Origin of the sequence: Paenibacillus sp. FSL R7-0272 (assembly GCF_037969905.1) — a bacterium.
In the GTDB taxonomy this organism is placed as follows: domain Bacteria; phylum Bacillota; class Bacilli; order Paenibacillales; family Paenibacillaceae; genus Paenibacillus; species Paenibacillus polysaccharolyticus.
This window is the reverse complement of the sequence record NZ_CP150221.1, coordinates 6,155,830-6,180,478: the sequence shown is the minus strand read 5'-3', so window position 1 is coordinate 6,180,478 and position 24,649 is coordinate 6,155,830. Positions and strand designations below refer to the sequence as shown.

Here is a 24,649-nt window from a genome sequence, read left to right as displayed (position 1 = left end):
GAATAAAGAGCTCTGCGAGGCTACGAATAAAAATGCTTAAACAGTACTTTCCTCATACATGAAAGACAGAGATATTGAAGTGTGACTTAATAGGCCTAGTCGTTCTCGCCTGATTCGAGAATGGCCTCGGCCAGACGATCGGCTGCATCTGCTGTGGAGATTCCAGATCGCGCAGCCTCGGCGAACACCTTGCTGAGCGTGCCTGCTATCCCCGCCACTTTCTGGCGGATCAGGTCAGGCCCAGCTCCCTGCAGTTCGCAGGCGGTGCTGATAATGCCGCCTGCGCTCAGCACGTAGTCAGGCGCGTATAGAATGCCGCGCGCCTGCATGCGGCCAGCAACCAGCTGTCGTTCACTCAGCTGGTTGTTGGCCGCCCCGGCGACAATGGAGCAGCGAAGCTCCTCCACGGTCGCCGGGGTGATCACGCCCCCTAGGGCACAGGGGGCGAACACCTTGCAGTCAGCGGCGTGAATACGGGCCGGATCGGCCGGGATGGCGCCGCTGAACTGCACAAGGGCGCGTTGTACACGTTCCGGTACAACGTCTGCCACGATCAGCCGTGCCCCGGCTGCATGCAGGTAACGGCACAGGGCATACCCGACCTTGCCCAGTCCCTGGACGGCAACGGGAATGCCCTGCAGATCGGCTACGCCCTGGTGGCGCAGAGAGGTGACAATGCCGATGTACACGCCGTAGGCGGTCATGTCGGCAGTGAAGTCATCCTGTGCACCAAGGGAACCCGTGGTATCCGTCACATATGCCGTCTCCACCCGGATCTGGTCCATGTCTGCCGCCGTTGTGCCCAGATCCAGACCTGTCACGAAGCGACCTTGTAATCGCTCCAGACAGCGACCCAATGCCCGGAAGCGCAACGCACGCAATTCTTCACCCTTCACTGAATCTGCCAGCTCCACACCAAGCGTATCGTTCTTCACTGAATCTGCCAGCTCCGCACCAAGCGTATCGTTCTTCACGGGGTCCACCAGCGCGCTGTCTTCCCGTTTTTCCTTCATCGCTTCTATCCGCTCCGATGGGCCAGTCACGTCCCAGACGACTGCTTTGCCCCCGCCATAAGGAAGGCCTGCCATGGCATTTTTGTAAGTCATGCCTTTGGCCAGCTTCACCGCGTCCTGAATCGCTTCTTCTTGCGATGCATAGGTCCAGCATCGACATCCACCCAAAGCGGGGCCAAGTGAAGTATTATGAATTGCTATGATTGCTTGAAGTCCGCTGGAGGAATCGTGGCAAAAAACAAGCTTTTCCATACCTTCCTGCTCCATTTCCTGCCATATCTGCATGGTACATTCCTCCTTTGATGTTAAACCAGTAATGCACACGTAAAGTATCCCGGTTCCCGATGAGACCTGCATCCCGCTCGTATCTTACCTCCGAATCGGACTGTCGATTGCTCCATAAGGATAAGGGCTTACCCTACATCCAGTGTGGTTAATACAGCATATTCACACCTTGGCTTTTACGCCCCTGGGACCTTCGCCGGGTTGAACATCAGTTCAAAGGGTTTTATAATGGCAATTCCGGCACAAACGGACCAGATAGATGCCTGAAAATTTACATCCAACCGTTTAGGAAGAGGGCATAACGTCCAATGATGGAGATAGAGGATTTGGGTGAGATGTATGTACCGATTCGTTCTTTCGTCTAAGTACGCTTTTTCAGTCCTATCCGTTTTTTATATAAAATAAATAGTTCAAACTATATATTCAAAAAAACTCGCCATGCAGCATGTAACAGAGAGCCTGTTTTACTTGTTGTAAAAGGTCTAGGAAAGAGGGATCGTCATTGCTTAAAATTTTGTTATTTATCTTTTTGATTCAGATTGTATATGTATCGGCCTACACCCTTCGCATGATCTTAACGCTCAAAGGACAGAAATACATCGCTGCCCTGATCAGTATGGGTGAGATTGTAATCTATGTACTGGGCTTGAATCTGGTACTTAGCTATTTGACCCAGCCGTCTGCGCTGATTGTATACGCAGTGGGATACGGGCTTGGAGTACTGCTCGGAGCATGGATTGAGGAAAAAATTGCGCTTGGTTACGTTACCGTGAAAGTGATCTGCAACCAGATGGGCGGAGGGCTTGCAAATGCTTTGCGCGATAAAGGGTATGGTGTAACCTCATGGGTTGGTAGCGGACGAGACGGAGATCGGCTGGTTATGGAAATTTTGGCGAAACGCAAAAACCAGAAACTGCTCTACCAGACCATTCTGGCTCTCGATCCCAAAGCTTTTGTCATCACCGTTGAGCCCAAACAGTTCCATGGCGGCTTCTGGACACGTTCAATCAAAAAGTAAAATCGGGCAGGTCTGCATTAGATGCGGTCCTGTCTTTTTTATTTCATTTATCTGCACACGTGTTATTCTCTTCACGGATTTCCCATTCCTACATCAAACCCCGTTATACAAGTTAACTTGATACGATGCCAGGTTGTTTAGGGTACCATTTGCCTCCTGTCAGCCGTTCTCACAGGGATGTGAAATCAGGATTATTGTTGTAATCGCTTCCAACATTTACATTGTGAATATGTCACTTGCGACATGATATGCCGCAGAGGGACAGGCAGGACAACTCATCACTCATCATCATACTATCGGGAGGAATCAATTCGATGAAAAAAACAGTACGAAGTTTATGTAGCACGGCTCTGGCCCTTACGCTAGGGTTCACCTTATTATCCGGACCTGCGAGTGTGCAGGCAGCGGGCAACGCGGATTACAATCTGACCGGTTTCTCCCAAGGGAACACAGGCGGCGGAATCATCAGTGAGTCGAGCACGTCTACGTATAAAAAAGTGTATAATGCCACCGACCTGGCGCTGGCTCTGAAAAAGAACTCCGGTGTCAAAGTCGTTGAAATTATGAACGACCTCGATCTAGGATGGAACGAGATTCCTAGCGCGTCTCAGACGTCCCCCTTTGCCAAGCATAACGATGCACTGACACATCCAGTATTGAAGCAGACGGGAGTCAGCAAAATTACGGTGGACGGCTTCAACGGCCTCACCATTTTCTCTGCCAATGGGTCCAAAATCAAACATGCCGCTATTACCGTCAAACGAAGCTCCAACGTCATCATCCGCAACCTGGAGTTCGATGAGCTCTGGGAATGGGATGAATCGACCAAAGGGGATTATGACAAAAACGATTGGGATTACATTACTCTGGAGGACAGTAGCGGCGTGTGGATCGATCACTGCACGTTTAACAAAGCCTATGACGGCCTCGTCGATTCGAAAAAAGGAACCAGCGGTGTAACCATCTCCTGGTCCACCTTCAAAGGGGATGACGGTAGTGCGAACAGCTGGGTTACCCGTCAGATTAACGAATTGGAAGCCAATAAATCTTCCTATCCAATGTATAACCATCTGCGTAGCAGTGCGGTCGGTTTAAGCAAAGAAGATATCATTGCCATCGCTGGGCCGCAGAAAAAAGGGCATCTCGTCGGTGCGACCAGTCTAGAGTCGGCTAACGCTAACCTGTCGATTACTCTGCATCATAACCTGTATAAAGACATTCAGGATCGCATGCCTCGTCTGCGTGGCGGTAATGCCCACGCCTATAACATCATCATGGATGCTTCGGATGCCCGTTCAGCTCAAGCGCGCATTACTAACGCTATGGCCACAGCCATTGCATCTAAAGGCTACAAATTCGGTATTACCAGCAATGGGGCTATCTCAACCGAAAGTGGCGCAGTGTTAGTTGAAAAATCAGTAATCAAGGATGTGCAGTATCCTGTACGCAACAATCAGACAGACCCGACCAACGCCACATACACCGGAAAAATCAGTGTGCTCGATACGATTTACTCTCTGGATGGAAGTTCCTTCCGTGGTAATAGTGACACAGCAGGTAGTCCACTTGCACCTGTTCCGGCTGTCATCAAACCGTTCTCGTGGAATGGTTTTGGTTCCCTTCCATACAGCTACCAGACAGATGATCCATCTACACTGAATGCACGTCTCACCGCTTCCAACGGTGCAGGAGCAGGAAAGTTAACTTGGTCTAAAGACAACTGGCTGAAGACGAGCTACTGAGTGAAGTGCTCCGTACAATCTAACGATTAAAAATAAGTAAAAAAAACAAGCGCCCCGCAGTTGTTGCGGGGGCGCTTGTTTTTAATGTTACTTGTCCATGTTACTTGTCCATGTTACTTGCCTCAGCTCCAAATGCCTACAATTTACTGTTCATGGCTTAAAGGCTTTATGTTCAGTGGTCTTCTGCTTCATTATTATTGTGTCGTTGTTGTCACTTGATGCTGAGTCTCTGGTGCAACACTTACTGATTCACGATAGATGATATTGCCCTTTACATGGACGCGACCGAAGCTACGGTTCGGGTTGTCGATCTTTTTGAGCATGGATTGAACAGCCGTCCGTGCCATCTGTTCGATATCTACTTCAACTGTGGTGAGTTTAGGTTCAGACAGCATGGCGTAGATATCATTGTCGAACCCAACGACAGAGCATTGGGCCGGCACTTGAATACCCAGCGAAGTCAGCTTCTGCACGAGCAGATGAGCAACCTGATCACAGTTGCAGACAAATGCGGTGGGAAGCTGTTCTGGTAGATCGATCTCGATAAACGTACCTCGTTCATCCCGATCATTAAGCACCAAATCCGGATTCATGGGCATCCGGTGCTCAAGCAAAGATTTGTAATAACCAAGAAAACGATCCTGAATGCTGCTTGTCGAATACAGATTACCTACATAAGCAATACTGCGGTGTCCCTGCTGGATCAGATAGTTTGTCATTTCATACGCGGCATAGAAGTTGTCCGTCACAACAGAATCGATATCGGAATGTTCATCGTAGAAATCGAGGAACATCTTAGGTACGTCCATCGACTGCACCAATTCAATATACTCCTTGCTGACCTGACCCAGCACAATGAAGCCGTCAACCTTGCTGTCACTGTACAGTTTGGGCAGGGATAGCTCCTCTTCATCCTCACTGTTCAAAATGTGAAGAATACCGTAATACCCCTGATCTTCCAGATGTTTGGTAATGCGTTGGAACACGCGTACATAGAACGATTGCGTAGGACCGGTAAACCGCTCCGGGATAATTACACCAACATTATGAGTTAAGCCTTCCTTCATGGAACGGGCTGTGGCGTTATACCGATAACCCATCTGGACGGCAAGTTGTTTAATCTTTTCCTTTAATTCGCCACTGACGCCTTCTTTGTCATTCAACGCTTTCGAGACGGTCACACTGCTGACCCCGAGCCTGTCGGCGATATCCCGCATGGTGATATTGTTCTTCAGCTTTGGTCGCCTCCTTCAAGCCGGTTTAGGTACAATGTGCTGTCATTATGATGAGCGCTTTCTTCCAACATAACAACAATCCATATTAGTATACATCGTTACCAACCTGGAATAAAGCCATTCCGGGCCTCACATCACTATTTTTCGCAAGTCCCGGCAGGTTGGACAAGGTTGATTGAGCGATGTTAGTTTCATTGATTTTGCAATAAACGTTCGTTCTGTTCAATCAGGTTTCCTCGCTGGCCGGCACAGTCCAGGGAACGATAAGGATCAGCAGGGGTATTAAACGTGTAATCCATCAATTGCTCCAGCGTGGTTGTGGCAACATGACAGCGCGTATCACTGGATGCATAATAGATAAAGACTTCACCCTTTTCATTAACCACGGCACCGTTGCAAAAAATAACATTCGATACATCGCCTACGCGCTCGTCATCATAAGGGGCAAGGAAGTGCCCGCCCGGCTTGGCGATGATGCGTGCCGGATCATGCAGATCGGTGGCGAAGGTGTACAGTACGTACCTAAGACCTGCTGCGGTGTTCCGTACGCCGTGGGCAATATGAATCCAGCCACGGTCTGTTTTGATCGGGGCAGGGCCTTGACCATTTTTCACCTCATACACCGTGTGGTATTTCCGTTCATCTATAATGATCTCTTCGTGAATAACTGGATTCAGGATATCCTCGCACAGACCGAAGGCAATACCGCCACCGCTGCCTGTGGAGATAAATCCATCCTGCGGACGTGTGTAGAAAGCATATTTACCATCGACAAACTCGGGATGCAGCACCACATTCCGTTGCTGCGGGGAGTTCGTCGTAATATTCGGAAGGCGTTCCCAACGGGTCAGGTCACGTGTGCGAACCAGACCCGCCTGTGCAACAGCGCTGGAGGTGTCGAAGGCAGGCGCATCCGGGTCTTTGCGTTCCGAGCAATAGATGCCGTAGATCCAGCCGTCCTCATGCTGAACCAGACGCATGTCATATTGATTGGTTTCCGCTGCATCGATATCGTCCCAGACAAGCGGTTTGCGGGTGAAGCGGAATCCGTCTACGCCGTTGTCGCTCTCTGCAAGGGCAAAGATCGATTTCCGATCCAGTCCTTCCGTGCGTACGACCATAATGTATTTTCCGTTGTGATAGATTGCTCCCGGGTTGAGTGTTGCGTTAATGCCCAGACGCTCCATGAAATACGGATTCGTTGTTTCGTTTAGATCAAATCTCCAGTGCAGTGGCACATGATGGCGTGTAATGACCGGATACCGATAACGCTGGTAAACGCCATTGTAGAAGGAAGAATCCACCTCATTTTGACGTGACAAAAGCTGCTCCTGCTGTTCCAGTAACGATTTGTATTTTGGGTGTATCATGCTTATCCCATCCTCTCCATGAGTTCAATGCAAAATCGGCTGTTATGATACGGACATTTCCACGGGCCGGCCATTTCATGATGATCAGGTGTGCCATTTTCGTCCACAGCCCAGTACCACTCACCGCCTGGCCGGGAATCCACGATGTGCGTTCGCGTATAATTCCACAACCGTTCGACCGTTTCCAGAAATTTAGAATCCCCGGTGCGCTGATAGGCGTTATAGAAACCAACCATCGCTTCCGCCTGAACCCACCAGATACGTGTGGTATCTACATGCTTGCCTTCCTGTTCGTTCATGAGCGAACCATCCGACTGTACAGCTACATTCATAATGTTGTATGCGATATCCGTAACCATGGCGGCATACTGCGGATGATCTTCAAGTCCCAGCACCTTGAGAGCATCGTCAATCAGCCAGCTTGCTTCGATGTCATGTCCGAACGAGCGCAGATCAATGATGGATTCCCACTTTTTGTTGAAAAAAACCCCGAGGAACCTGGTGTTCTTGTCATATACCCGTTCATACAGAATTCCGAGCAGTCGCTCAAGGGATGCTTTTACTTGTGGGTCCGGCCACACCCTGTATAGGGTGGTGTAGGCTTCCAGCACATGAATGTGCGTATTCATCGTGTAATCCGCAATGACCCCGTTTTCACTCAACATTTCATTCGGCTGTTCATTCCAACATCGGTCAAATTGCTCTTTGTAAGCAGATGATTCTGTGTTGAACCCTTTGCTCTCAATCAGCATAAAAAGCGTTTTCGCTAAGTCCAGCGCAGAAGCATCACGGGTTGCACGATAGTATTCGCTGAGCGCATATACGCCAAAGGACTGGGTATACACATGCTTGCTCGTATCCAGTGCTTCACCAGTGGCATCCACCATCCAGTACATCCCTCCGTGCTCTCTGTCTATCAGGTGTCCAGTGAGAAAACGATAGGCGTGTTCAGCGTGCTCCCGCCAGATGTCCTCACCGGTTACCCGGTAGGCTGCGGAAAAAGACCAAAGCTGCCGTGCTGTAGCGATTCCGCCTTTGGGTGCCTGATGATTGATCTGCAGATCGTTGCCAACCCAGCCGTAGAATCCACCATGATCTTCATCTTTTAACTTAGACCAGAACGGCATAATCTTCGTCTTCCAATGCTCCGCAATTTCTGTTTGAAGCTGATTCATCTTATGAGTCATCCAGAGCGCTCCTTCATCCGTGCAAAATCATGTTTGATTAAATTAAGTTATCGGTAACTTTATAAAGTAATATTAGTTCTATAAAATTACCTTGTCAACGAAATATAACTTTCATTTTTTTGGTGAAGTAATAAATAATTCAATTGACACGTAAGCGTTACCATAATAAAATCTAATCTGTAACCTTAACGATAACTTAACGGAATCAAGAAAGGGGTCGGAACAAATGAGGAAAAATAAAGGCTGGATGATGCTGCTGACGATGCTGCTCATCACTTCGCTGCTTGCTGCGTGTTCATCGGGAGGTGGGTCTTCGCAGGCGGGGGAAGAGATTAGCACAGACCCGGCGGATATCAAGGGCGAAATTACCGTTTTGACGCAACGTACAGATATTGTTGATACCGTATTCAAGGACTATGCGGCCGAATTCAACAAGGAGTATCCGGATGTGAAAGTGAATTTTCAGGCCTTGGCTGATTATGAAGGGCAAGTGAAAATTCGAATGAGCACCAAAGACTACGGCGACGTGCTTATGATTCCAACAAGTGTTCCGATCGCCGATATCCCGGACTTTTTCGAGCCGCTTGGCACGTACGATGAGTTGAAAGACAAATACACCGCTATTGAAGAACGTATGGTGGATGGTAAGGTATACGGAATTCCAACCGTTATTACGTTCTCCGGTATCATTTATAACAAACAAGTTTTCAAAGACGCAGGCATCACCGAGCTTCCGAAGACACCAGAGCAATTCCAGGCAGCACTTCAGAAGGTAAAAGACAACACCAAGGCAATTCCGCTCTATACGAACTATGCATCCGGCTGGGCGCTTACCCAATGGGAGGCAGACCTGCCAACGGTTGCAGGAAGTGTAGACTATGTTAACGTGGATCAACCGAATACGGATGAGAACTTTGTGCCAGGGAAGCCGCACTACGAGCTGTACAAAGTACTCTATGATGCAGCCAAGAATGGCCTGATCGAGAAAGATCCGACAACAACAGACTGGGAGAGTTCCAAGGCAGATTTGGCTAATGGCAAAATTGCAACGATGGCTCTCGGATCATGGGCGATTACACAGATTCAAGGCATGACAGATAAACCAGAAAATATTGGTTTCTTACCCTTCCCGACTAATGCTAGCGATGTAATCGTACCGCTGTCCGCGGATTACAACATCGGCATGAATGTGAACAGCGAGAACAAACCTGCGGCAAAAGCATGGATCGACTGGTTTCTGGCGAAATCCAACTATGCAGTTGAGCAAGGTGGAGGCATGAGTGCGGATAAGAGTGCAGAGCTACCACCGATTCTGTATCAGTATAAAGATGTAAAATTCTCTACTTTAACTCCAGCTAAAGAGGGGCAAGAGGGATTGATGGACAAAATCGATAACGAAGCCGAGATTGGCCTCTGGCAGCCTGACTTCAAGAAACGAATTATCGAAGCAGCTATCGGTAACCGAAGCGAATCGTATGATGACATCATGAAAGACCTGAATGATAAATGGGTAAAAGCCCGCGCAGAGGTTACGAAATAATAGGAAAAACGAGCGTTCATACAGCAGATGTGAGCAGATGAAGCAGATGTAATACGGGTGCCGGTAGTTGTCGGATTTTTGGGCCAGGTTCGCACGGGAGTTAAACCATCAAATGAATTGATTGTGGTGAAGACTTGTTAAACATGTGTATTCACTTGGCCCACCCTGCGGTTACATCCGCGGAGCGATACGGAGCGTGTATGAACCAAGGCGGCTGAACCGCTGGGAGGTGTGGGGAGCATGAAATACTGGAGAATTTCAAGCTGGAGTTACTCAGCACAACGCATATTTATTATCTGTGCCTTCTCGATTATTCCGCTGGCACTGTTATTTACGTTTGCTTATTTGCCTGTCATTAACATGTTCAAATACAGCTTTACCGATTGGAATGGATACAGCAAAAGGTTCGACTATGTTGGATTTGATAATTACACACGGATTTTTAGCGATCCGGAATACTTTAAAGTGTTTATCGTCAGTTTGTATTATTTTGTGGCAACCTTTGTACAGATGGGTCTGGCCCTCTATTTTGCCACGATCCTCAGCTTCAAAATCCGGGGCAAAAATTTCTTTAAAGGCATTCTCTTCTTCCCTTACTTGCTGAATGGCGTGGCTATCGGTTTTATCTTCCTCTTTTTCTTCAAACCGGACGGTACGCTTGATACGCTGATGCAGGCTGTCGGACTGGGACAGTACACCCAGCTCTGGCTGGGTAACCCGAATATCATTAACGTATCCCTCGCGGGTGCATCGGTCTGGAGATACATGGGCTTCAACTTCATCATCTTCCTGGGTGCGATTTCTTCGATTCCGAAGGATGTGTATGAGGCTTCCGATATTGACGGTGCGAACCGCTGGCAACAATTCCGCCATATCATTTTGCCGAGTATTACCCGCATTCTGCAACTTAATCTGATCTTGGCCATAAGCGGCGCCATCAGTGCGTTCGATATTCCATATATTATGACCGACGGTTCCAACGGAAGTATGACCTTTGTTATTCAGACCGTTCACTTGGCATTTAAATACGGCAAATTGGGACTCGCATCAGCGATGGCTGTCGTGCTGCTTCTGATCGTAATTCTTGTAACGCTTGTGCAGCGTGTCAGCATGAAAGGAGAGGAATGAACGTGAACCAATTCAAATATACCATCGCCAGCATAATCAAATACGTTTCTCTGATTCTGGCGGCGTTCATTGCACTTTTGCCTATCGTAGTGATCCTGTTTGCGTCCCTGAAGACCAATGCCGAGTATGCCAATAGCAGTCCACTAGCCCCGCCCGCCAACTGGCTGAACTTTGCGAATTATGCCAAGGCATTTGTGGATGGCAACATGCTTGTCGGTTTCAAAAATACAATCATTATTCTAATCATATCCATCGTGGGTGCAACGTTGACGGGTTCCATGATTGCCTATGTACTGGACCGCTTCAAGTTCAAAGGCAAAAAAATTATGGTTGCCGCTTTCCTGCTGGCTACCCTGATTCCGAGCGTAACGACACAAGTTGCCACCTTCCAGATTATTAACGCCCTCGACCTGTTCAACACACGGTGGGCAGCTATCGTCATGTACCTGGGAACCGATATTATCGCCGTGTACATTTTCCTGCAATTTCTCGGTTCGATCTCCAGCGCGCTGGATGAATCGGCTATGCTGGACGGTGCTTCATACTTCACGATCTATTGGAGAATTATATTGCCTTTGTTGAAACCGGCGATTGTTACGGTCATTATCGTCAAAGGTGTCAACATTTACAACGATTTCTACACGCCATTCCTGTACATGCCGAAAACCGATCTGCAGGTAATATCCACCGCCCTGTTCAAGTTCAAGGGCCCCTACGGATCACAATGGGAGGTCATCAGCGCCGGGATTATGATTGCCATTATTCCAACGATGATTATTTTCCTGTTGCTTCAAAAATACATCTACAACGGTTTTGCGCAAGGTTCCGTGAAATGATTGCGTGAAACCATTCCTTGAAATCATTCAATTAGAAGGAGAAATGAGATATGACAGTCACTGAAACGAAAAAGGTACACATGGTTGGGGATGCTTTGCCAAACATGCCTTGGGAGGATAAGCCGGAAGGAACGGAAGGCCCGGTGTGGAGACACTCGGCTAATCCGGTGGTGCCACGTAATCCGGTGAAGGGAGTTGCCCGTATTTTTAACAGTGCAGTCGTTCCTTATGAGGGGGAATTCATCGGTGTATTCCGTGCCGAGACAGTCAATGGCCGTCCACACCTGCACATGGGTTCGAGTGAAGATGGGTTATCTTGGACGATAGAGGAGGAGCGCATCACTTTTGTAGACGAACAAGGCGAACCGTTTATGCCGAACTACGCATACGACCCGCGTCTGGTCAAAGTGGAAGATACCTATTACATCATCTGGTGTACCGATTTTTACGGTGCGGCCCTGGGTCTCGCCAAGACGGAGGACTTCAAAACGTTTGTCCGTCTTGAGAATCCGATGCTGCCATTCAATCGCAATGGTGTATTGTTTCCACGCAAAATCAACGATAACTACGTGATGTTATCCAGACCAAGTGACAGCGGACATACTCCGTTTGGAGACATCTTTCTGAGCGAAAGCCCGGATCTGGTGTACTGGGGCAAACATCGTCATGTCATGAGCAAAGGCGGTCAGGGCTGGTGGCAATCCGTGAAAATTGGCGGTGGCCCCGCTCCGATCGAGACGTCTGAAGGTTGGCTGATGTTCTACCACGGTGTAACCGGAACATGCAACGGTTTTGTGTACAGCATGGGTGCGGTGATTCTGGATCTGGATGAGCCGTCCAAAGTAAAATATCGTTCCTCCAACTTCGTGCTGACGCCGGAGAAATGGTATGAGGAGCAGGGCTTCGTTGATAACGTTGTCTTCCCATGCGCAACCCTGCATGATGCCGATACTGGACGAATTGCCATCTATTACGGCGCAGCCGATACCTATGTCGGTGTGGCCTACACAACGGTCCAAGAGATCGTGGACTATGTTAAAGAAACGGATGAAGTGATCGCTGGCGACCGCGAGGAAGGCAAACTATAATGGGGTTTTGCGCATCCAGAAATGACTTGATGAATTGAGTGTAGGTATGAAATGAATAGGAAATGTACAGAGAATATGCAGCAAATTTGCTGCTATTCACCAAAAAAGCCCCTCATCCTATAGGAAGGGCTTTTTTGGCTATTTAATGGGCATACATATTATGTCGATTTTTGTTGACAAAAGGGAGGCTACTTCATATTCTTAATGAATATGAGAATCATTATCACGGTAATGGTCAGGTAAAGAATGAGAGAAGAGAGAAAAGGGGTTTATATCTATGTCAGGACAACAAAACAAACGTTCTACTACCCTTATGATGGTGACAACACTGTTGTTGCTGTTATTTATCGTGGGTTGCAGTAATAAAGAGAGCAGTTCGGCGTCTTCTTCTGCTTCGGGAGATCAGGCGGCTTCAGCGAAGTCGATTACGATGTCTTGGCCGCGGGATATCGGTACGATGAACCCACATACGTACAATCCGTCCCAATTGTTTGCCCAATCCATGATCTACGAACCACTGGTGAGTTACCAGAAGGATGGTAAATTGGAACCGGCCCTTGCTGAGTCATGGACCATCTCTGATGATGGCAAAGTATATACATTCAAGCTGCGCCAAGGGGTGAAATTCTCCGATGGCACACCTTTTAATGCTGAAATTGTGAAAAAGAATTTTGACTCCATCATGAAAAATAAAAAAACACATAGCTGGCTTGGCATCATCGGCGTGCTGGGCAAGACAGAGGTCGTGGATGACCATACGTTCCGTATGACTCTTACCGAGCCGTACTATCCTGTACTTCAGGATCTGTCTGTTGTTCGCCCGTTCCGTTTCCTGGGTGCGGCTGGATTCCCGGATGATGGGGATACATCCAAAGGCATCAAAGAGCCGGTAGGTACAGGCCCATGGATGCTGGCTGAATATAAGCAGGATGAGTATGCGGTCTTCAAACGTAACCCGAATTACTGGGGTACTGCACCGGCGTTCGATCAGATTACGGTCAAAATCATTCCTGATGCAGAGACCCGTGTGCTTGCTTTTGAAAAGGGCGATCTGGATCTGATTTACGGTGAAGGCGTGATTAGTCTGGATGCATTCCAGCAGCTGCGTGAGAACGATAAGTATGTAAGCGAACTGTCTGACCCTGTAGGTACTCGTGACCTGTTGCTTAACTCTTCGAATCCGAAGTTGTCTGATGTGAGAGTGCGGAAGGCACTTCAACAGGGCTTCAACAAAAAAGCGATGGTGGAAGGTGTCACATCGGGTCTGGAAGAACCGGCTGATACCGCATTGTCCAAAAACTATCCATATACCAATGTGGATCTGAAACCGATCGAATATAACGTAGAGCAATCCAAAGCATTGCTGGATGAGGCAGGCTGGAAGTTGCCGGCAGGCGGAACCGTGCGTGAGAAGGATGGACAGAAGCTGGAATTCGAATTGATTTTTGATAAGACCGACCCGATTCAGAAAGCGATGGGCGAAACGATTCAGGCCGAATGGAGCGAGCTGGGGGTTAAAGTAAACCTTACCGGACTTGAACTGACGGTACAAATTAAACGTCTGAAAGCCAATGATTTCGATCTGTACTTCTGGTACAATTACGGGGCACCATACGATCCACATTCCTTCATTAACGTCGTAGCAAGCCCGGGATTCGGAATCTCCGAGACACTAACTGCTTTGCCGATGAAAAAGGAACTGGACGAGCAGGTGCATGCCGCACTGTCTTCTACAGACGAGAAGAAACGTCAGGAGCTGTATACATCCATCCTGACGACATTGCAGGACCAATCGGCGATTGTGCCGATCTCTTATGTGAAGAAAACAGCCGTATATCAGAAGAAAATTGCTAAATTTGTCTTCCCGGCCAATCGGGATGAAAATCCGTTTGTGGGGATGCAGTTAAGCAATCCATAATCATAGTTGATGAACGTCAAAAACGTAGCAATGAACACGTAACACATCAGGCAACAATAGCTTGTGTGGCATGGTAAAAGGGGAGGAAAGTTTGGTGATCGGCTATATAGGTAAACGAATGATCGCGATCATTCCTATCGTTTTTATCGCTACACTTGTCACTTTTGGGCTAATCCATATTTCACCGGTTGATCCAGCCGAAGCGTATCTGACAGCTGCACATATTTATCCAACACCAGAGCTGCTGGCAGAGAAGCGACATGAATTCGGTCTGGATCGGCCTTTGCTTACTCAGTATGTTGATACGTTGAAGAGGATGGCCCAGCTGGATTTTGGTACCTCGTATCTCACGAATAAACCCGTGATCGATGAGGTCAAAGATAAGTTCCCAGCCACAGCAGAACTGGCCTTGTGGAGCATTCTGTTCTCTGCACTGGTGAGTATTCCTCTCGGAATTTTGGCGGCGGTATACAAAAATAGCTGGATTGATATGGTGAGCCGGGCGATCTCCTATTTTGGTGCTTCCATTCCGCAGTTCTGGCTCGGTTATCTGCTTATTTTCTTTTTTGCAGTAAAACTGGACTGGCTTCCCGTCGAAGGGCGCGGCTCTTGGGAGAACCTGGTGCTGCCTACGCTTACGCTCTCTATGGTGATGATTGCGTTATACACCCGTATGTTGCGTACCAGTGTACTCGAACAATTACAGGAAGCATATGTGCAATACGCCAGAACCCGCGGCATACGTGAACGTGTTATCATGCTGAAACATGTGCTCAAGATTGCCATTACCCCGTTTATTACAGGAATGGGCATGACCATGGGCAGGCTGTTAACAGGAACAATTATTGTAGAGCAGGTCTTCTCATGGCCGGGTTTCGGGCGTTACTTTGTCGAAGCCATCTTCAACCGAGATATTCCCGTGATCCAATGTTATGTCTTTATTTCGGCGTGTCTGTTCATCGTGTGTAATCTAATCGTTGATCTGGTGCAGCTGTATATGGACCCGCGGATTTCGGCGAAAGGACGGGCAGAGCATTGATGAACCGATGGCGAACGATGTTTCGAGGAAAAAAAATAATTTGGGTTTGCGCTACGATCGTGCTGCTTTTCTTCATTCTGGCATTATTGGCTCCATGGATCGCACCGCATGATCCGGTCAAAGTTAACCTGTTGCAGAAGTTAAAGGGCCCATCTGCCGAACACTGGCTCGGCACAGATCATCTGGGAAGGGACAATCTCTCCAGACTTCTCTATGGAGCGCGGGTTTCGATTGGATTTGCAACGATGATCTTCCTGTCGTCTTTGATTATCGGGCTGATCGTTGGGTCGATCTCCGGTTATCTTGGTGGCTGGATTGACAATGTGCTGATGCGTTTATGTGAGGGCATATTGGCATTCCCACAGCTGGTACTGGTGCTGGGCATCGTCGGGATCTTCGGTCCAGGACTGATGCAGATTCTGCTGGCGCTCATGATGGTACAGTGGGTGCATTATGCGCGTATATGCCGAAACATGGTGGTTAGCTTGAAGGAACGGAACTTTATCGCAGCCGCTCGAATTAGTGGTTCCTCCACCTGGACGATCATCCGTAAACATATCATTCCGAATGTGCAACGGCCCATCGTGGTCATGGGCACACTGGAGATGGGCTGGGCAATTATGGATATCTCGGCGCTGTCCTTCCTGGGGCTTGGCATTCAGCCGCCTAATGCGGAGTGGGGAGCCATGATTCATGAAGGCACAGGGTATATTCGCAGTCATCCGGAGCTTATGATCTATCCGGGTGTAGCCATTCTGCTGGTGGTGATGACGTTTAACATTTTGGGAGAAGCTTTATCTGATCGTTACGGCATTTCCAAAAAGTAATGGTGAAAATAAACTGAACAGGGGGGAATGTGACGATGGACAAGGCGGAGATTGCACTTGAAGTGCGTGATCTAGAGGTTAAGCTCAAGACAGCGAAGGGAGCCGTCCCGTTACTGGAACCTGTTCAGTTGACTTTGAAAAAGGGTCAGGTCTTCGGCCTTGTTGGTGAGAGTGGCTGCGGCAAGACGATCACGTGTAACGCGCTGATGCGCCTTCTTCATCCCCGCAGAATGGAAGCGTCAGGAAGTGTTCGTCTGAACGGACGGGAGCTTAGCAACTTATCTGAAGAAGAGATGCGGCGCATACGAGGGAGGGATATCGGATTTATTATGCAGAATCCGATGAATGCTTTTACCCCGGTGTATACGATCGGCTCTCAATTTATTGAAACATTGCGAACCCATAAGAAAATGTCCAAAGCAGAGGCGCGGGAACAGGCCATTGCCGCGCTGGCTGATATGAAACTTCCAGACCCGGCAAAGTTGATGAAACGATATCCGTTCCAACTCAGCGGAGGTATGTTGCAGCGAGTGATGATTGCCGTTTCCATGTGTCTGCGGCCAGCTCTGGTGATTGCTGATGAGCCTACAACAGCGCTGGATGTCGTGAATCAGTTGAATGTGCTACGTGAACTGGATCGGCTTCGCAAGGAACACGGTACATCTATTTTGCTCATCTCACATGATCTGGGTGTCATCTCACAGATGGCAGACGAAGTAGCAGTAATGCAGAAGGGGCGGATCATTGAACAGGCAGATGTATACCAATTGTTCGATCATCCACAGCATGAGTATACGCGGATGTTATTGAGTGCTCGGCCGAAACTGTCCATTGGTCGCTAAAGGTGAGAAGATGTGGAGTAGTGCGGAACTGTCTGGATACGTACTATTGAAACGAAGGAAGGGGGGCGGAGAACCGAATGTTACAAGTACATGAAGTAAGTCATCGCTATGGCAAGCGGAGCTGGCTCCAGCGTTCGGGCTTGCGCCCTTCTGTGCTCGAAGATGTTTCACTTACGATTGAAGAAGGCATGTGTTTAGGACTGCTTGGAACGAGTGGAGCAGGTAAAAGCACCTTGGGCAAAGTTATTCTTGGGCTGGAGAGACCCAGCCAAGGTCAGGTGTTATTTCAAGGCCAGGATATCTATCGAGCGGATAAAACGGTGCTCAAAGGGCTACGTCGTGACTTGCAAGTCGTTTTCCAAGACTGTTACTCCGCCGTGAATCCGATGATGACGGCCGCGCAGATTATTGGAGAGCCGCTGGACAATTACGAGCGCCTGTCTGCCAAGGAACAACAGCGCGTGATTGAACAGCTACTCGTGCAGGTCGGGCTTACACCGCAGGACGCGGGCAAGCTTCCGCATCAATTCAGCGGAGGGCAATTGCAACGGGTCAACATCGCCAGAGCCATTGCCCTTAAACCGAAGTTAATCGTGCTGGATGAATCGATCAGCAGTCTGGATATGGTGCATCAGACACAAATTCTGTCTTTACTGGCAGATCTGCGAGCAACGTACGGGCTGTCCTATCTGTTTATCACGCATGACATCCGCGCCGCACTGACGATCTGCGACAGCATCGCCGTGATGGATCAGGGAAGGCTGGTCTATACTGGGGATGCCACGGATTCCATCTTGGAGTCGGATCAGCCTGCTGTCCGGCAGCTCGCATCCTCCATTTTGCCAGAGCATCCGTCAGGGAGAATTCTGTTTGAATAGGTGTGAGAAACCAAAACCAATTTGAGTTACCAAAAGAACCAAGTCTAATGATCGGCCTGGTTCTTTTTTTTGTATGCATTGGATTCGGCTGGCGCTCAGTATTTTATTCTCTGGAAACCGTTCTAACCCTTCACCGCAAATTGATAAGATGAGGCAATAACCTCAACATAACTGTCATATCCGGCCACAAGATAATGCTTCAGATCAAGCCGGTTTCGGGGATCAAATAGTGTTCTTTTCTCCTCTAGAATGGGTGAATCTACGACCTGATAAAAGCCGGGATCGGGATGATACCTGCTCGTCTCCCAGAAGGCGAGCACATCGTCTTGCTGGCTGATTCCTTCAACCTGACCTGCATGTAGCTCGAAGAAATTAACCGTGATGCAGCGCAGTTCAGCAACGGTGTCGAAAGTGAGTTCGATTTCTCGATAATGATCTAGAGGTACATCCCCACGCGTTTGCACATCTATACGTAAAGTTACACCGCCCGATTCGGTGTAGATGGCCTTCAGATCGGTTGTGGAGATGCGGAAATCTACTTTTTCAGGTATCAGTACAATGCTCATGGTCGTTCCTCCTATGTAAATGTTCAAGTACCCTCACAATCTGTCGTTCCATTATATCATTGTCTATAAAGGGATCGGAAAAGAATGAATGGCACAGGGAGAAAAATGCACTTGTGATACACCTCTGCTTAACAGTAAGAAACACCCCTTGCAGGCTGTTCATCTGCAACGTATGATGGATAGAAATCCTGTACGGAACGGCTAGACAGAAGGGAGGGTGAGTTTATGAAGAGCATGGAAAATATAGAGGATGCAGAGAATTTCGAGAACATGTTTCCAGAGCGCTGGGTGACATCCGAAGGAACAGTAGATGAAAAGCAGGTTACAGCACGGCAGATTCTCTATAAGGGGATGAACGGCAGGTGTGTGGAACGATTTACTGTTCAATCTGGCCAGACTTATATTTTCAAACCGCTGACGAATCCTGCACAGCATGGACGGGAACGCTGGATGTACGAGCATGTGATGGCACAATTGCCACCCGTATATCCGCAGCTCATTGCGGCTTCGGACCAGGCGGCGGCTCCGGAGCAGAGCTGGATGATCTACGAGGACATGGGACAGCTGGAGCATCACTTGTGCGAATCGACGATATTGAATGCTGCCGCACATATGGCGGCTTGGCATGCACTTCCCGTTGCAACGTGGCAAGACCTGCCGCGAGTCGGGCATAAGCCGCCCATTCGGGATATGCTGCATGAACTGCTGCAGTACCCGTCAGCAACGGATAAACTGCTACGCGAACTGCATCTGACGTTGTCTGCAGCGGACTGGGACAGACTCACCATGTTGATCCTCACGGCAGAGGACGAGCTACCGCTGGTGCTGTGCCATGGTGATCTGCACCCCGGCAACGTAGCCGAGGTGGAGGGTAGATTGGTCATTCTTGACTGGGAGCATGCTCACCTGAATACGCCATTGTGGGACGTATATCATCTGCTGGACTTGTCGCATCCGCTCTTTCCACGTACGATGACGCCGGGGCTTCGGGCGCGTGTGATGAAGGTGTATCTGGACAAGCTGAAGAGCCTTGGCGTGCAGGTTGAACCGGTTTCTTTTGCTAAGTGGTACGATGCTTATGCGATTGTATTCTCGCTCTGGATGTTACGTCTGATCGACGGCGATTTACGGAATCCGGACTGTGTGTGGCCGCAGGAACAGCTGCGCAATCAATGGCATGAGACGGCTACGACGCTGGAGCAATGCATGAATCATCTGAAAAAGGTAAGATAAAAGATTAGACGGTTGAAGTGCCATATGGAAATAAGGGGTGAAAAGTTTGCGTAAAGTCGGACTGGTTATGCGTAAAATTCAATTCACGGAGGCTCAGGGGCCGCGGGTGTTCGCGGATCGACTGAAACAGATCGGGCTGGAGCTGGGCGTGGACGTTGTGTTCATCTCGCCGGAGCGCCATGTGAGCGGATACGACTGGCTATCGGGGTACGAGCATGAGAAGGGTGACCTGGTGAACTATGATATCGTGCTGGATCAGATTCATAGCCAAAATATTGAGCATGTGATCTATACGGTATCGGGATTTACATTTCTGAAAATGTTTTTGCCGAAAAGTGTTCTGTTTCCGCACAGTTTCCCTGACCCGGCACTAACCGGGTATGAGATGATGAAGCCATTCTATACGATGGTGGATAAAGCGATTGTGCAGACCGAGTTTTTGAAAAGAGAGCTGGGGCGCAATTTCGGCGTGCATGACGTGAACGTCATTCCGATTGGCTTCAACGAAGAGCTGGCGCACCGCCATTATGACCCGAGTCAGGTCGTGCATAATCGCGTGCTCTGGATCGGGCGGGATGAGGCGAACCGCCGTCCCGACCTTGTGCTGGAATATGCCCGGCAGAACCCGGACAAAGAAGTGTACATGGTGTTTGGCGGTGTGCGCTACCAGGAGAGCATGAAGAAATACGATATCCCAAGTAACGTGAAGCTGAAGTTTGCACTTACTCAGGATGAGATATTTACGCTGATGAACTCGGCCAAGGTGTACTGGAGTTGTTCAGCGTTTGATACGTTTGCGATGCCACTGACGGAAGCGATGGCGATGGGGAAAATGGTCGTGAAACCCGAGCATGCCTGCTATGGTCACATCAGGTCCACGCATGCTTTTGCAGGCAATGAGGATAACTGGTTTGAACTGGTGAACATGGCCGCGGCTGCGCCGCGAAGTGTATCAGAGGACAATCGCGAGTATGCATTTGGTGCCTTTTCAAGAACGATAATGAAGGAAGGGTATCGGAACTTTTTTGCAGACTGGCTCAAGTAGCGGTCGATATGAATATCCAATCATAAGGAGAGGATTTTGTGGATATCGTTATTTTGTGGACAGTTGGGATGTGGGTAGTACAGCTGTTAATTGAATGGATCGTTTATCGGGTGCAGAAGCGCCGAATGACTTGGATTCAGTCTATTTTGCCGTGTCTGACGTTGCTTGGCGGGGCAGTTATTATCCTGATCAGCATCGATATAGGTGGTTGGAACGGTATCGGGTATGCGCTCCTTGGTGCGGCACTAGGTACATCAGGGTTGCTGACGCTGATTACGGTTGCGATTACGGCTTTGGTGCTTCGGCGCCGAGGAAAGGACATATGATGAATAGCTTAATCATGGAACATTGGTCCGCTGAACAGCGAGAGATGCCAGGTATAAATTGCATCGCTTTTCCAGAAGGAACGGTCATTATTTTAGATATCCGCACATATTTTGACCCTAACAGCAACGAGCGAACCATGTATTGTTCTCCCGTTTGTGATACGACGATAGACAGTATTGTGAAATACAATCCGGATTGCTGGACGATGGTAGATGTATGGACAAGTGTGGATTATCAAGGTGGGAAAATCATTGGTGGAGACGGGCAAATGGGGAATGAAGGCTTCATTGCTTGTACCGATGCAGAAGATCATTTGGTGTGGGCGATTTTTTTGGAGGACACCAATCCCATCAAAAAATTAAGTGTTAGCGGTAACTCGTTAATTGCGATCAATGAGCATGAGGAACTGCGCGTGGAGATAAATTTGCACAATGTAGTGGATATTCGAATGACTTATATAGGGTAATTTGTCTTCAGGGTAGAAGAGATGTAGGAAATCTGAAGAAGAGCCGTGGAAGATTGTAGGAATTCAGCAAGAGTACCCAGGGAATGAAAACGGCTGATGGAGAATGGCGAATGAAAACCTTGAGCACAGCATATGACAGGGATGCTAGGCGCATGAGGTGGTTGCAGAGGTGCAACCGTCTGTGATATATTGACATTACTTATGACAAAGGGAGGTGAAGACAGGTGAATCACGAGATGCTTAACAACCGTATTAGCCAGCTGCCGATTGCTATGGCTGGCATTGTTCACACTTTTTCGAACAACGGGAGAAGTCTGTCCAATTTTGAATATACGGAAGTTAACATGTACGAGAAGATGCCTGCCTTGACCTCATTCGGACGATAAGCATATTTGCTTGAATTCTGAAGAGCCGCGGAGCTAACCTCCTGCGGCTCTTTTTGTGTTGCGGTTAGGCTCTTCCAATCCATAGGAGGAACCTTATTATGATGATTATTAGCGCGCTACAGTTGAAACAATATCACGGAGCACATCTGGTGCTGGACGGCATTACATTTGAAATTATGGAAGGCGACAAGGTGGCCCTGATTGGCCGCAACGGAAGCGGCAAAACCACCTTGATGCGTCTGATGGCCCGGATAAGCCAGCCGGATGAAGGCCAACTGATGCTAAAAAAAGATACACGGGTCGGTTATGTCGCCCAAGTACCCGAAGGAATGGATGACCACACGGTGCTGGATGTACTGGGCCTTGGTTTTCGGGAACTTATCGCTTGCCGCACCCAGATGACCGAATTGGAGCAGCAGATGTCCGATCCCGCCTGTGCGGCAGATCCAGAGCAACTGGAGCGTCTGTTGAAGCGGTACGCAGCACTGCAGGAGCGGTTCGAACGCGAAGGTGGATACGAAATGGATGCACGGATTGACCAAGTCGCAGACGGGCTGGATATTGCGAAGGCACATTACGGCTGGCGGTTCGGTTCACTCTCAGGTGGCGAGCAGACCCGTGTGGTGCTGGCTTCGCAGCTGATCGTCAGTCCGGATCTGTTATTGCTGGATGAGCCGACGAACCATTTGGATCTGGAGCGGGTGGAGTGGCTGGAAGGATTTTTACGAGATTATTCGGGTACCGTCATTCTGATCTCACATGACCGCTATTTTCTGGATCGGGTCGTGACACGTACGCTGGAGCTGGAGGACGGAGAGGCCGAAATCGCTACGGGCGGATACACCGAATATATGAAAGTGAAGGAACAGCGGCTGCTGAAGCAGTTTGAGGAGTTCAAGGAGCAGCAGAAGGTTATGAAAAAAATGAAGGAAACGATCCGCCAGCTGGAAGAATGGGGCCGCGTCGGCGGTAACGAAAAGTTTTTCCGTCGTGCAGCCTCCATGCGCAAAGCACTGGAGCGGATGGAGCAAATAAAACGTCCTGTGCTGGAACGTCGTCATGCGGATTTTGATGTGCGTCCGACGGATCGGACAGGTAAACGTGTAGCTGTGCTGGAAGACGTGGAGAAACGATACGGTGATCGAGATATTTTACAAGGCGTCTCGGCGTTACTGGAATATGGGGACAAAACGGCCTTGATCGGCCGTAACGGTTCCGGTAAAACCACGCTGTTCAAGCTGCTGCTGGGTGAAGAACAGCCGGATGCAGGCAAGCTGGAATGGGGCGCACGCGTTGATGTGGGATATCTGGCCCAGCAGGAGGAGCCTGAGGATCCAAAGCTGAGTGTGCTGGAGCACTTCCGTCTGGAAGCAGGCGTAGAGGAAGGAGAAGCCCGTGGCATTCTGGCGAGATATCTATTCTATGGCGCAGATGTTTTCCGTTCGGTAGGGCAACTGTCCGGCGGGGAATGGACTCGCCTGAGGCTTGCGTTGCTGGTACATCGCAAACCCAATGTATTACTGCTGGATGAGCCGACCAACCATCTGGATATTGCCTCAAGAGAAGCGCTGGAGGATTCACTTGCTGATTTTGAAGGAACCGTGCTGGCTATCTCCCATGACCGATACTTTGTGAATCGTCTGGCTTCTGGTGTCTGGGAACTGGAGGACGGACAGCTGACGGCATATCTCGGAGATTATGAAGCGTACCGAGAGAAAAAGCTTGATCTACAGGCACATGCAGCGAAAGAAGTTTCACAAGAACTAGGAGCAGGTCTTGCTGGAAACGGATCGAAAACCGGAAGAAGAAAAGCGGAAAAGGAAATTGGTACTGGGATCGATGGGAAGTCATTGGAGACGGGAGCGAACAAAGGTGCCCGACTGAAAGCCGAAGGCGACGGACCTGATGTTGCGTCTGCAAGCGGAGAGATCATGTTGGAGCAAGCTCATACTGAGCTCGATGCTGGACGGGTGAACATGAATGTTGCAAGTGGGAATGGTGATTACAGTAGCAGTCAAAGCCGAAGCCGAAGCCGAAGTGGTGGCAATCGTGGGAGTCACAGGTCTGCTCAGCAACTGGAGCAGGCGATGGCTCTTATAGAAACGCAGATTCGGGAACTTGATCAGCAGCTTGAATCGTTAGCCAATGATCCGATAGCGCTGGAGCAAACTTGGAACGAGCGTGAGCAGTTATCCGCAGCTTATGATGAGTTATTGGCTCAATGGGCTGAGATGTAATCGTAGAAGTATTGTAAGTAGTGGGTGTTCCTGTGTGTGCTTCAACAAAGAGCAATTTCTAAGTACCTGCGAAGAAGTGAAGATGACAGTAAAACGTGCAAGTAAAACATCTAAGACTCGTACCATGGGGTAAATACTAGGCTGATTGTTGAAGGTAAATAGCTATAACTGTAGGGAACTAACTGGAGTGCAAGGAAACTGAATAGAGCACAAAGAAACTGAATAGAGCACAAAGAAACTGAATAGAGCACAAAGAAACTGACTAGAGTACAAAGGACGTAAAGGGCTATCTCACGGTTGATGCATTTGGTGTGCATTGACTGACATGGGGCAGCCCTTTGCTGTGTGGTTGTGAATCAGAATATATTCTAACGATCTGAGGAGAGGCTATTTGGCTGATTTTTAGCGATTCAAAATTCTAGCTATGATGAACGTAAACAAGG

Annotated in this window: 22 protein-coding genes; 17 read left to right on the top strand and 5 right to left on the bottom strand. The window is 48.8% G+C overall.

Going from position 1 to position 24,649, the window contains the following annotated elements; translation table 11 throughout:
* Positions 1–95 precede the first annotated feature (95 nt).
* On the bottom strand, positions 96–1,298 hold the full coding sequence (locus MKY23_RS27045) for a Glu/Leu/Phe/Val dehydrogenase dimerization domain-containing protein (protein WP_339833684.1): 1,203 nt from the start codon (positions 1,296–1,298) through the stop codon (positions 96–98).
* Positions 1,299–1,800: 502 nt separating this feature from the next.
* Here MKY23_RS27045 and MKY23_RS27040 point away from each other — a divergent pair.
* The gene (locus tag MKY23_RS27040) at positions 1,801–2,316 is read left to right on the top strand and encodes a DUF2179 domain-containing protein (RefSeq protein ID WP_339833681.1); all 516 of its coding nucleotides are present in this window, start codon (positions 1,801–1,803) and stop codon (positions 2,314–2,316) included.
* Positions 2,317–2,630: 314 nt separating this feature from the next.
* Positions 2,631–4,058, top strand: a complete 1,428-nt coding sequence (locus tag MKY23_RS27035) for a hypothetical protein (protein ID WP_154984346.1) — start codon at positions 2,631–2,633, stop codon at positions 4,056–4,058.
* Positions 4,059–4,252: 194 nt separating this feature from the next.
* On the opposite strand, the gene MKY23_RS27030 is transcribed toward MKY23_RS27035, so the two are convergent.
* From MKY23_RS27030 to MKY23_RS27020, 3 genes are all read right to left on the bottom strand, one after another.
* Positions 4,253–5,275, bottom strand: coding sequence for a LacI family DNA-binding transcriptional regulator (locus MKY23_RS27030; RefSeq protein ID WP_154984347.1), 1,023 nt, complete (start codon positions 5,273–5,275; stop codon positions 4,253–4,255).
* 209 nt (positions 5,276–5,484) lie between these two features.
* Positions 5,485–6,663, bottom strand: a complete 1,179-nt coding sequence (locus tag MKY23_RS27025; protein ID WP_154984349.1) for a glycosidase — start codon at positions 6,661–6,663, stop codon at positions 5,485–5,487.
* A gap of 2 nt (positions 6,664–6,665) precedes the next feature.
* Positions 6,666–7,838, bottom strand: a complete 1,173-nt coding sequence (locus MKY23_RS27020; protein WP_336122771.1) for an AGE family epimerase/isomerase — start codon at positions 7,836–7,838, stop codon at positions 6,666–6,668.
* 238 nt (positions 7,839–8,076) lie between these two features.
* Here MKY23_RS27020 and MKY23_RS27015 point away from each other — a divergent pair, with 238 nt between their 5' ends.
* The 9 genes from MKY23_RS27015 (at position 8,077) to nikE (ending at position 17,946) form a co-directional block, all read left to right on the top strand.
* Positions 8,077–9,390 carry an ABC transporter substrate-binding protein gene (locus MKY23_RS27015; RefSeq protein ID WP_339833675.1) on the top strand — a complete coding sequence of 438 codons (1,314 nt, stop codon included), beginning with the start codon at positions 8,077–8,079 and terminating at the stop codon, positions 9,388–9,390.
* Between the two features lie 240 nt (positions 9,391–9,630).
* Positions 9,631–10,518, top strand: coding sequence for a sugar ABC transporter permease (locus MKY23_RS27010; RefSeq protein WP_336121652.1), 888 nt, complete (start codon positions 9,631–9,633; stop codon positions 10,516–10,518).
* Positions 10,519–10,520: 2 nt separating this feature from the next.
* Positions 10,521–11,354, top strand: coding sequence for a carbohydrate ABC transporter permease (locus MKY23_RS27005; RefSeq protein ID WP_339833668.1), 834 nt, complete (start codon positions 10,521–10,523; stop codon positions 11,352–11,354).
* A 50-nt stretch (positions 11,355–11,404) separates the two neighbouring features.
* Positions 11,405–12,442, top strand: a complete 1,038-nt coding sequence (locus MKY23_RS27000; RefSeq protein WP_339833666.1) for a glycoside hydrolase family 130 protein — start codon at positions 11,405–11,407, stop codon at positions 12,440–12,442.
* Positions 12,443–12,719: 277 nt separating this feature from the next.
* Entirely contained in the window at positions 12,720–14,360 is a 1,641-nt protein-coding gene (gene nikA, locus MKY23_RS26995; protein WP_339833664.1) for a nickel ABC transporter substrate-binding protein, read from the top strand.
* Between the two features lie 94 nt (positions 14,361–14,454).
* Positions 14,455–15,399: a nickel ABC transporter permease subunit NikB gene (gene nikB, locus MKY23_RS26990; RefSeq protein WP_090921753.1), complete on the top strand. Its 945-nt coding sequence runs from the start codon at positions 14,455–14,457 to the stop codon at positions 15,397–15,399.
* Positions 15,396–16,226 (top strand): nickel ABC transporter permease subunit NikC, encoded by an 831-nt coding sequence (nikC, locus tag MKY23_RS26985; RefSeq protein ID WP_339833662.1) that lies wholly within the window; start codon positions 15,396–15,398, stop codon positions 16,224–16,226. Before nikB ends, nikC begins: the two co-directional genes overlap by 4 nt.
* A 35-nt stretch (positions 16,227–16,261) precedes the next feature.
* Positions 16,262–17,068, top strand: coding sequence for a nickel import ATP-binding protein NikD (nikD, locus tag MKY23_RS26980; RefSeq protein WP_339833659.1), 807 nt, complete (start codon positions 16,262–16,264; stop codon positions 17,066–17,068).
* Between the two features lie 77 nt (positions 17,069–17,145).
* On the top strand, positions 17,146–17,946 hold the full coding sequence (nikE, locus tag MKY23_RS26975) for a nickel import ATP-binding protein NikE (RefSeq protein ID WP_339833656.1): 801 nt from the start codon (positions 17,146–17,148) through the stop codon (positions 17,944–17,946).
* Positions 17,947–18,068: 122 nt separating this feature from the next.
* On the opposite strand, the gene MKY23_RS26970 is transcribed toward nikE, so the two are convergent.
* A complete protein-coding gene (locus MKY23_RS26970; protein WP_186809698.1) occupies positions 18,069–18,512 on the bottom strand; it encodes a hypothetical protein in 444 nt (147 codons plus the stop codon).
* 225 nt (positions 18,513–18,737) lie between these two features.
* Here MKY23_RS26970 and MKY23_RS26965 point away from each other — a divergent pair, with 225 nt between their 5' ends.
* From MKY23_RS26965 to MKY23_RS26940, 6 genes are all read left to right on the top strand, one after another.
* Positions 18,738–19,745, top strand: a complete 1,008-nt coding sequence (locus tag MKY23_RS26965) for a phosphotransferase (RefSeq protein ID WP_339833650.1) — start codon at positions 18,738–18,740, stop codon at positions 19,743–19,745.
* Positions 19,746–19,791: 46 nt separating this feature from the next.
* The gene (locus tag MKY23_RS26960; RefSeq protein WP_339833647.1) at positions 19,792–20,790 is read left to right on the top strand and encodes a glycosyltransferase; all 999 of its coding nucleotides are present in this window, start codon (positions 19,792–19,794) and stop codon (positions 20,788–20,790) included.
* A 38-nt stretch (positions 20,791–20,828) separates the two neighbouring features.
* Positions 20,829–21,116, top strand: coding sequence for a YesK family protein (locus tag MKY23_RS26955; RefSeq protein WP_221786697.1), 288 nt, complete (start codon positions 20,829–20,831; stop codon positions 21,114–21,116).
* Positions 21,117–21,130: 14 nt separating this feature from the next.
* Positions 21,131–21,583 (top strand): hypothetical protein, encoded by a 453-nt coding sequence (locus MKY23_RS26950; RefSeq protein WP_339833642.1) that lies wholly within the window; start codon positions 21,131–21,133, stop codon positions 21,581–21,583.
* 224 nt (positions 21,584–21,807) lie between these two features.
* The gene (locus MKY23_RS26945; protein ID WP_186809699.1) at positions 21,808–21,969 is read left to right on the top strand and encodes a hypothetical protein; all 162 of its coding nucleotides are present in this window, start codon (positions 21,808–21,810) and stop codon (positions 21,967–21,969) included.
* Between the two features lie 98 nt (positions 21,970–22,067).
* The gene (locus MKY23_RS26940; protein WP_339833638.1) at positions 22,068–24,206 is read left to right on the top strand and encodes an ABC-F family ATP-binding cassette domain-containing protein; all 2,139 of its coding nucleotides are present in this window, start codon (positions 22,068–22,070) and stop codon (positions 24,204–24,206) included.
* Positions 24,207–24,649: the final 443 nt, after the last annotated feature.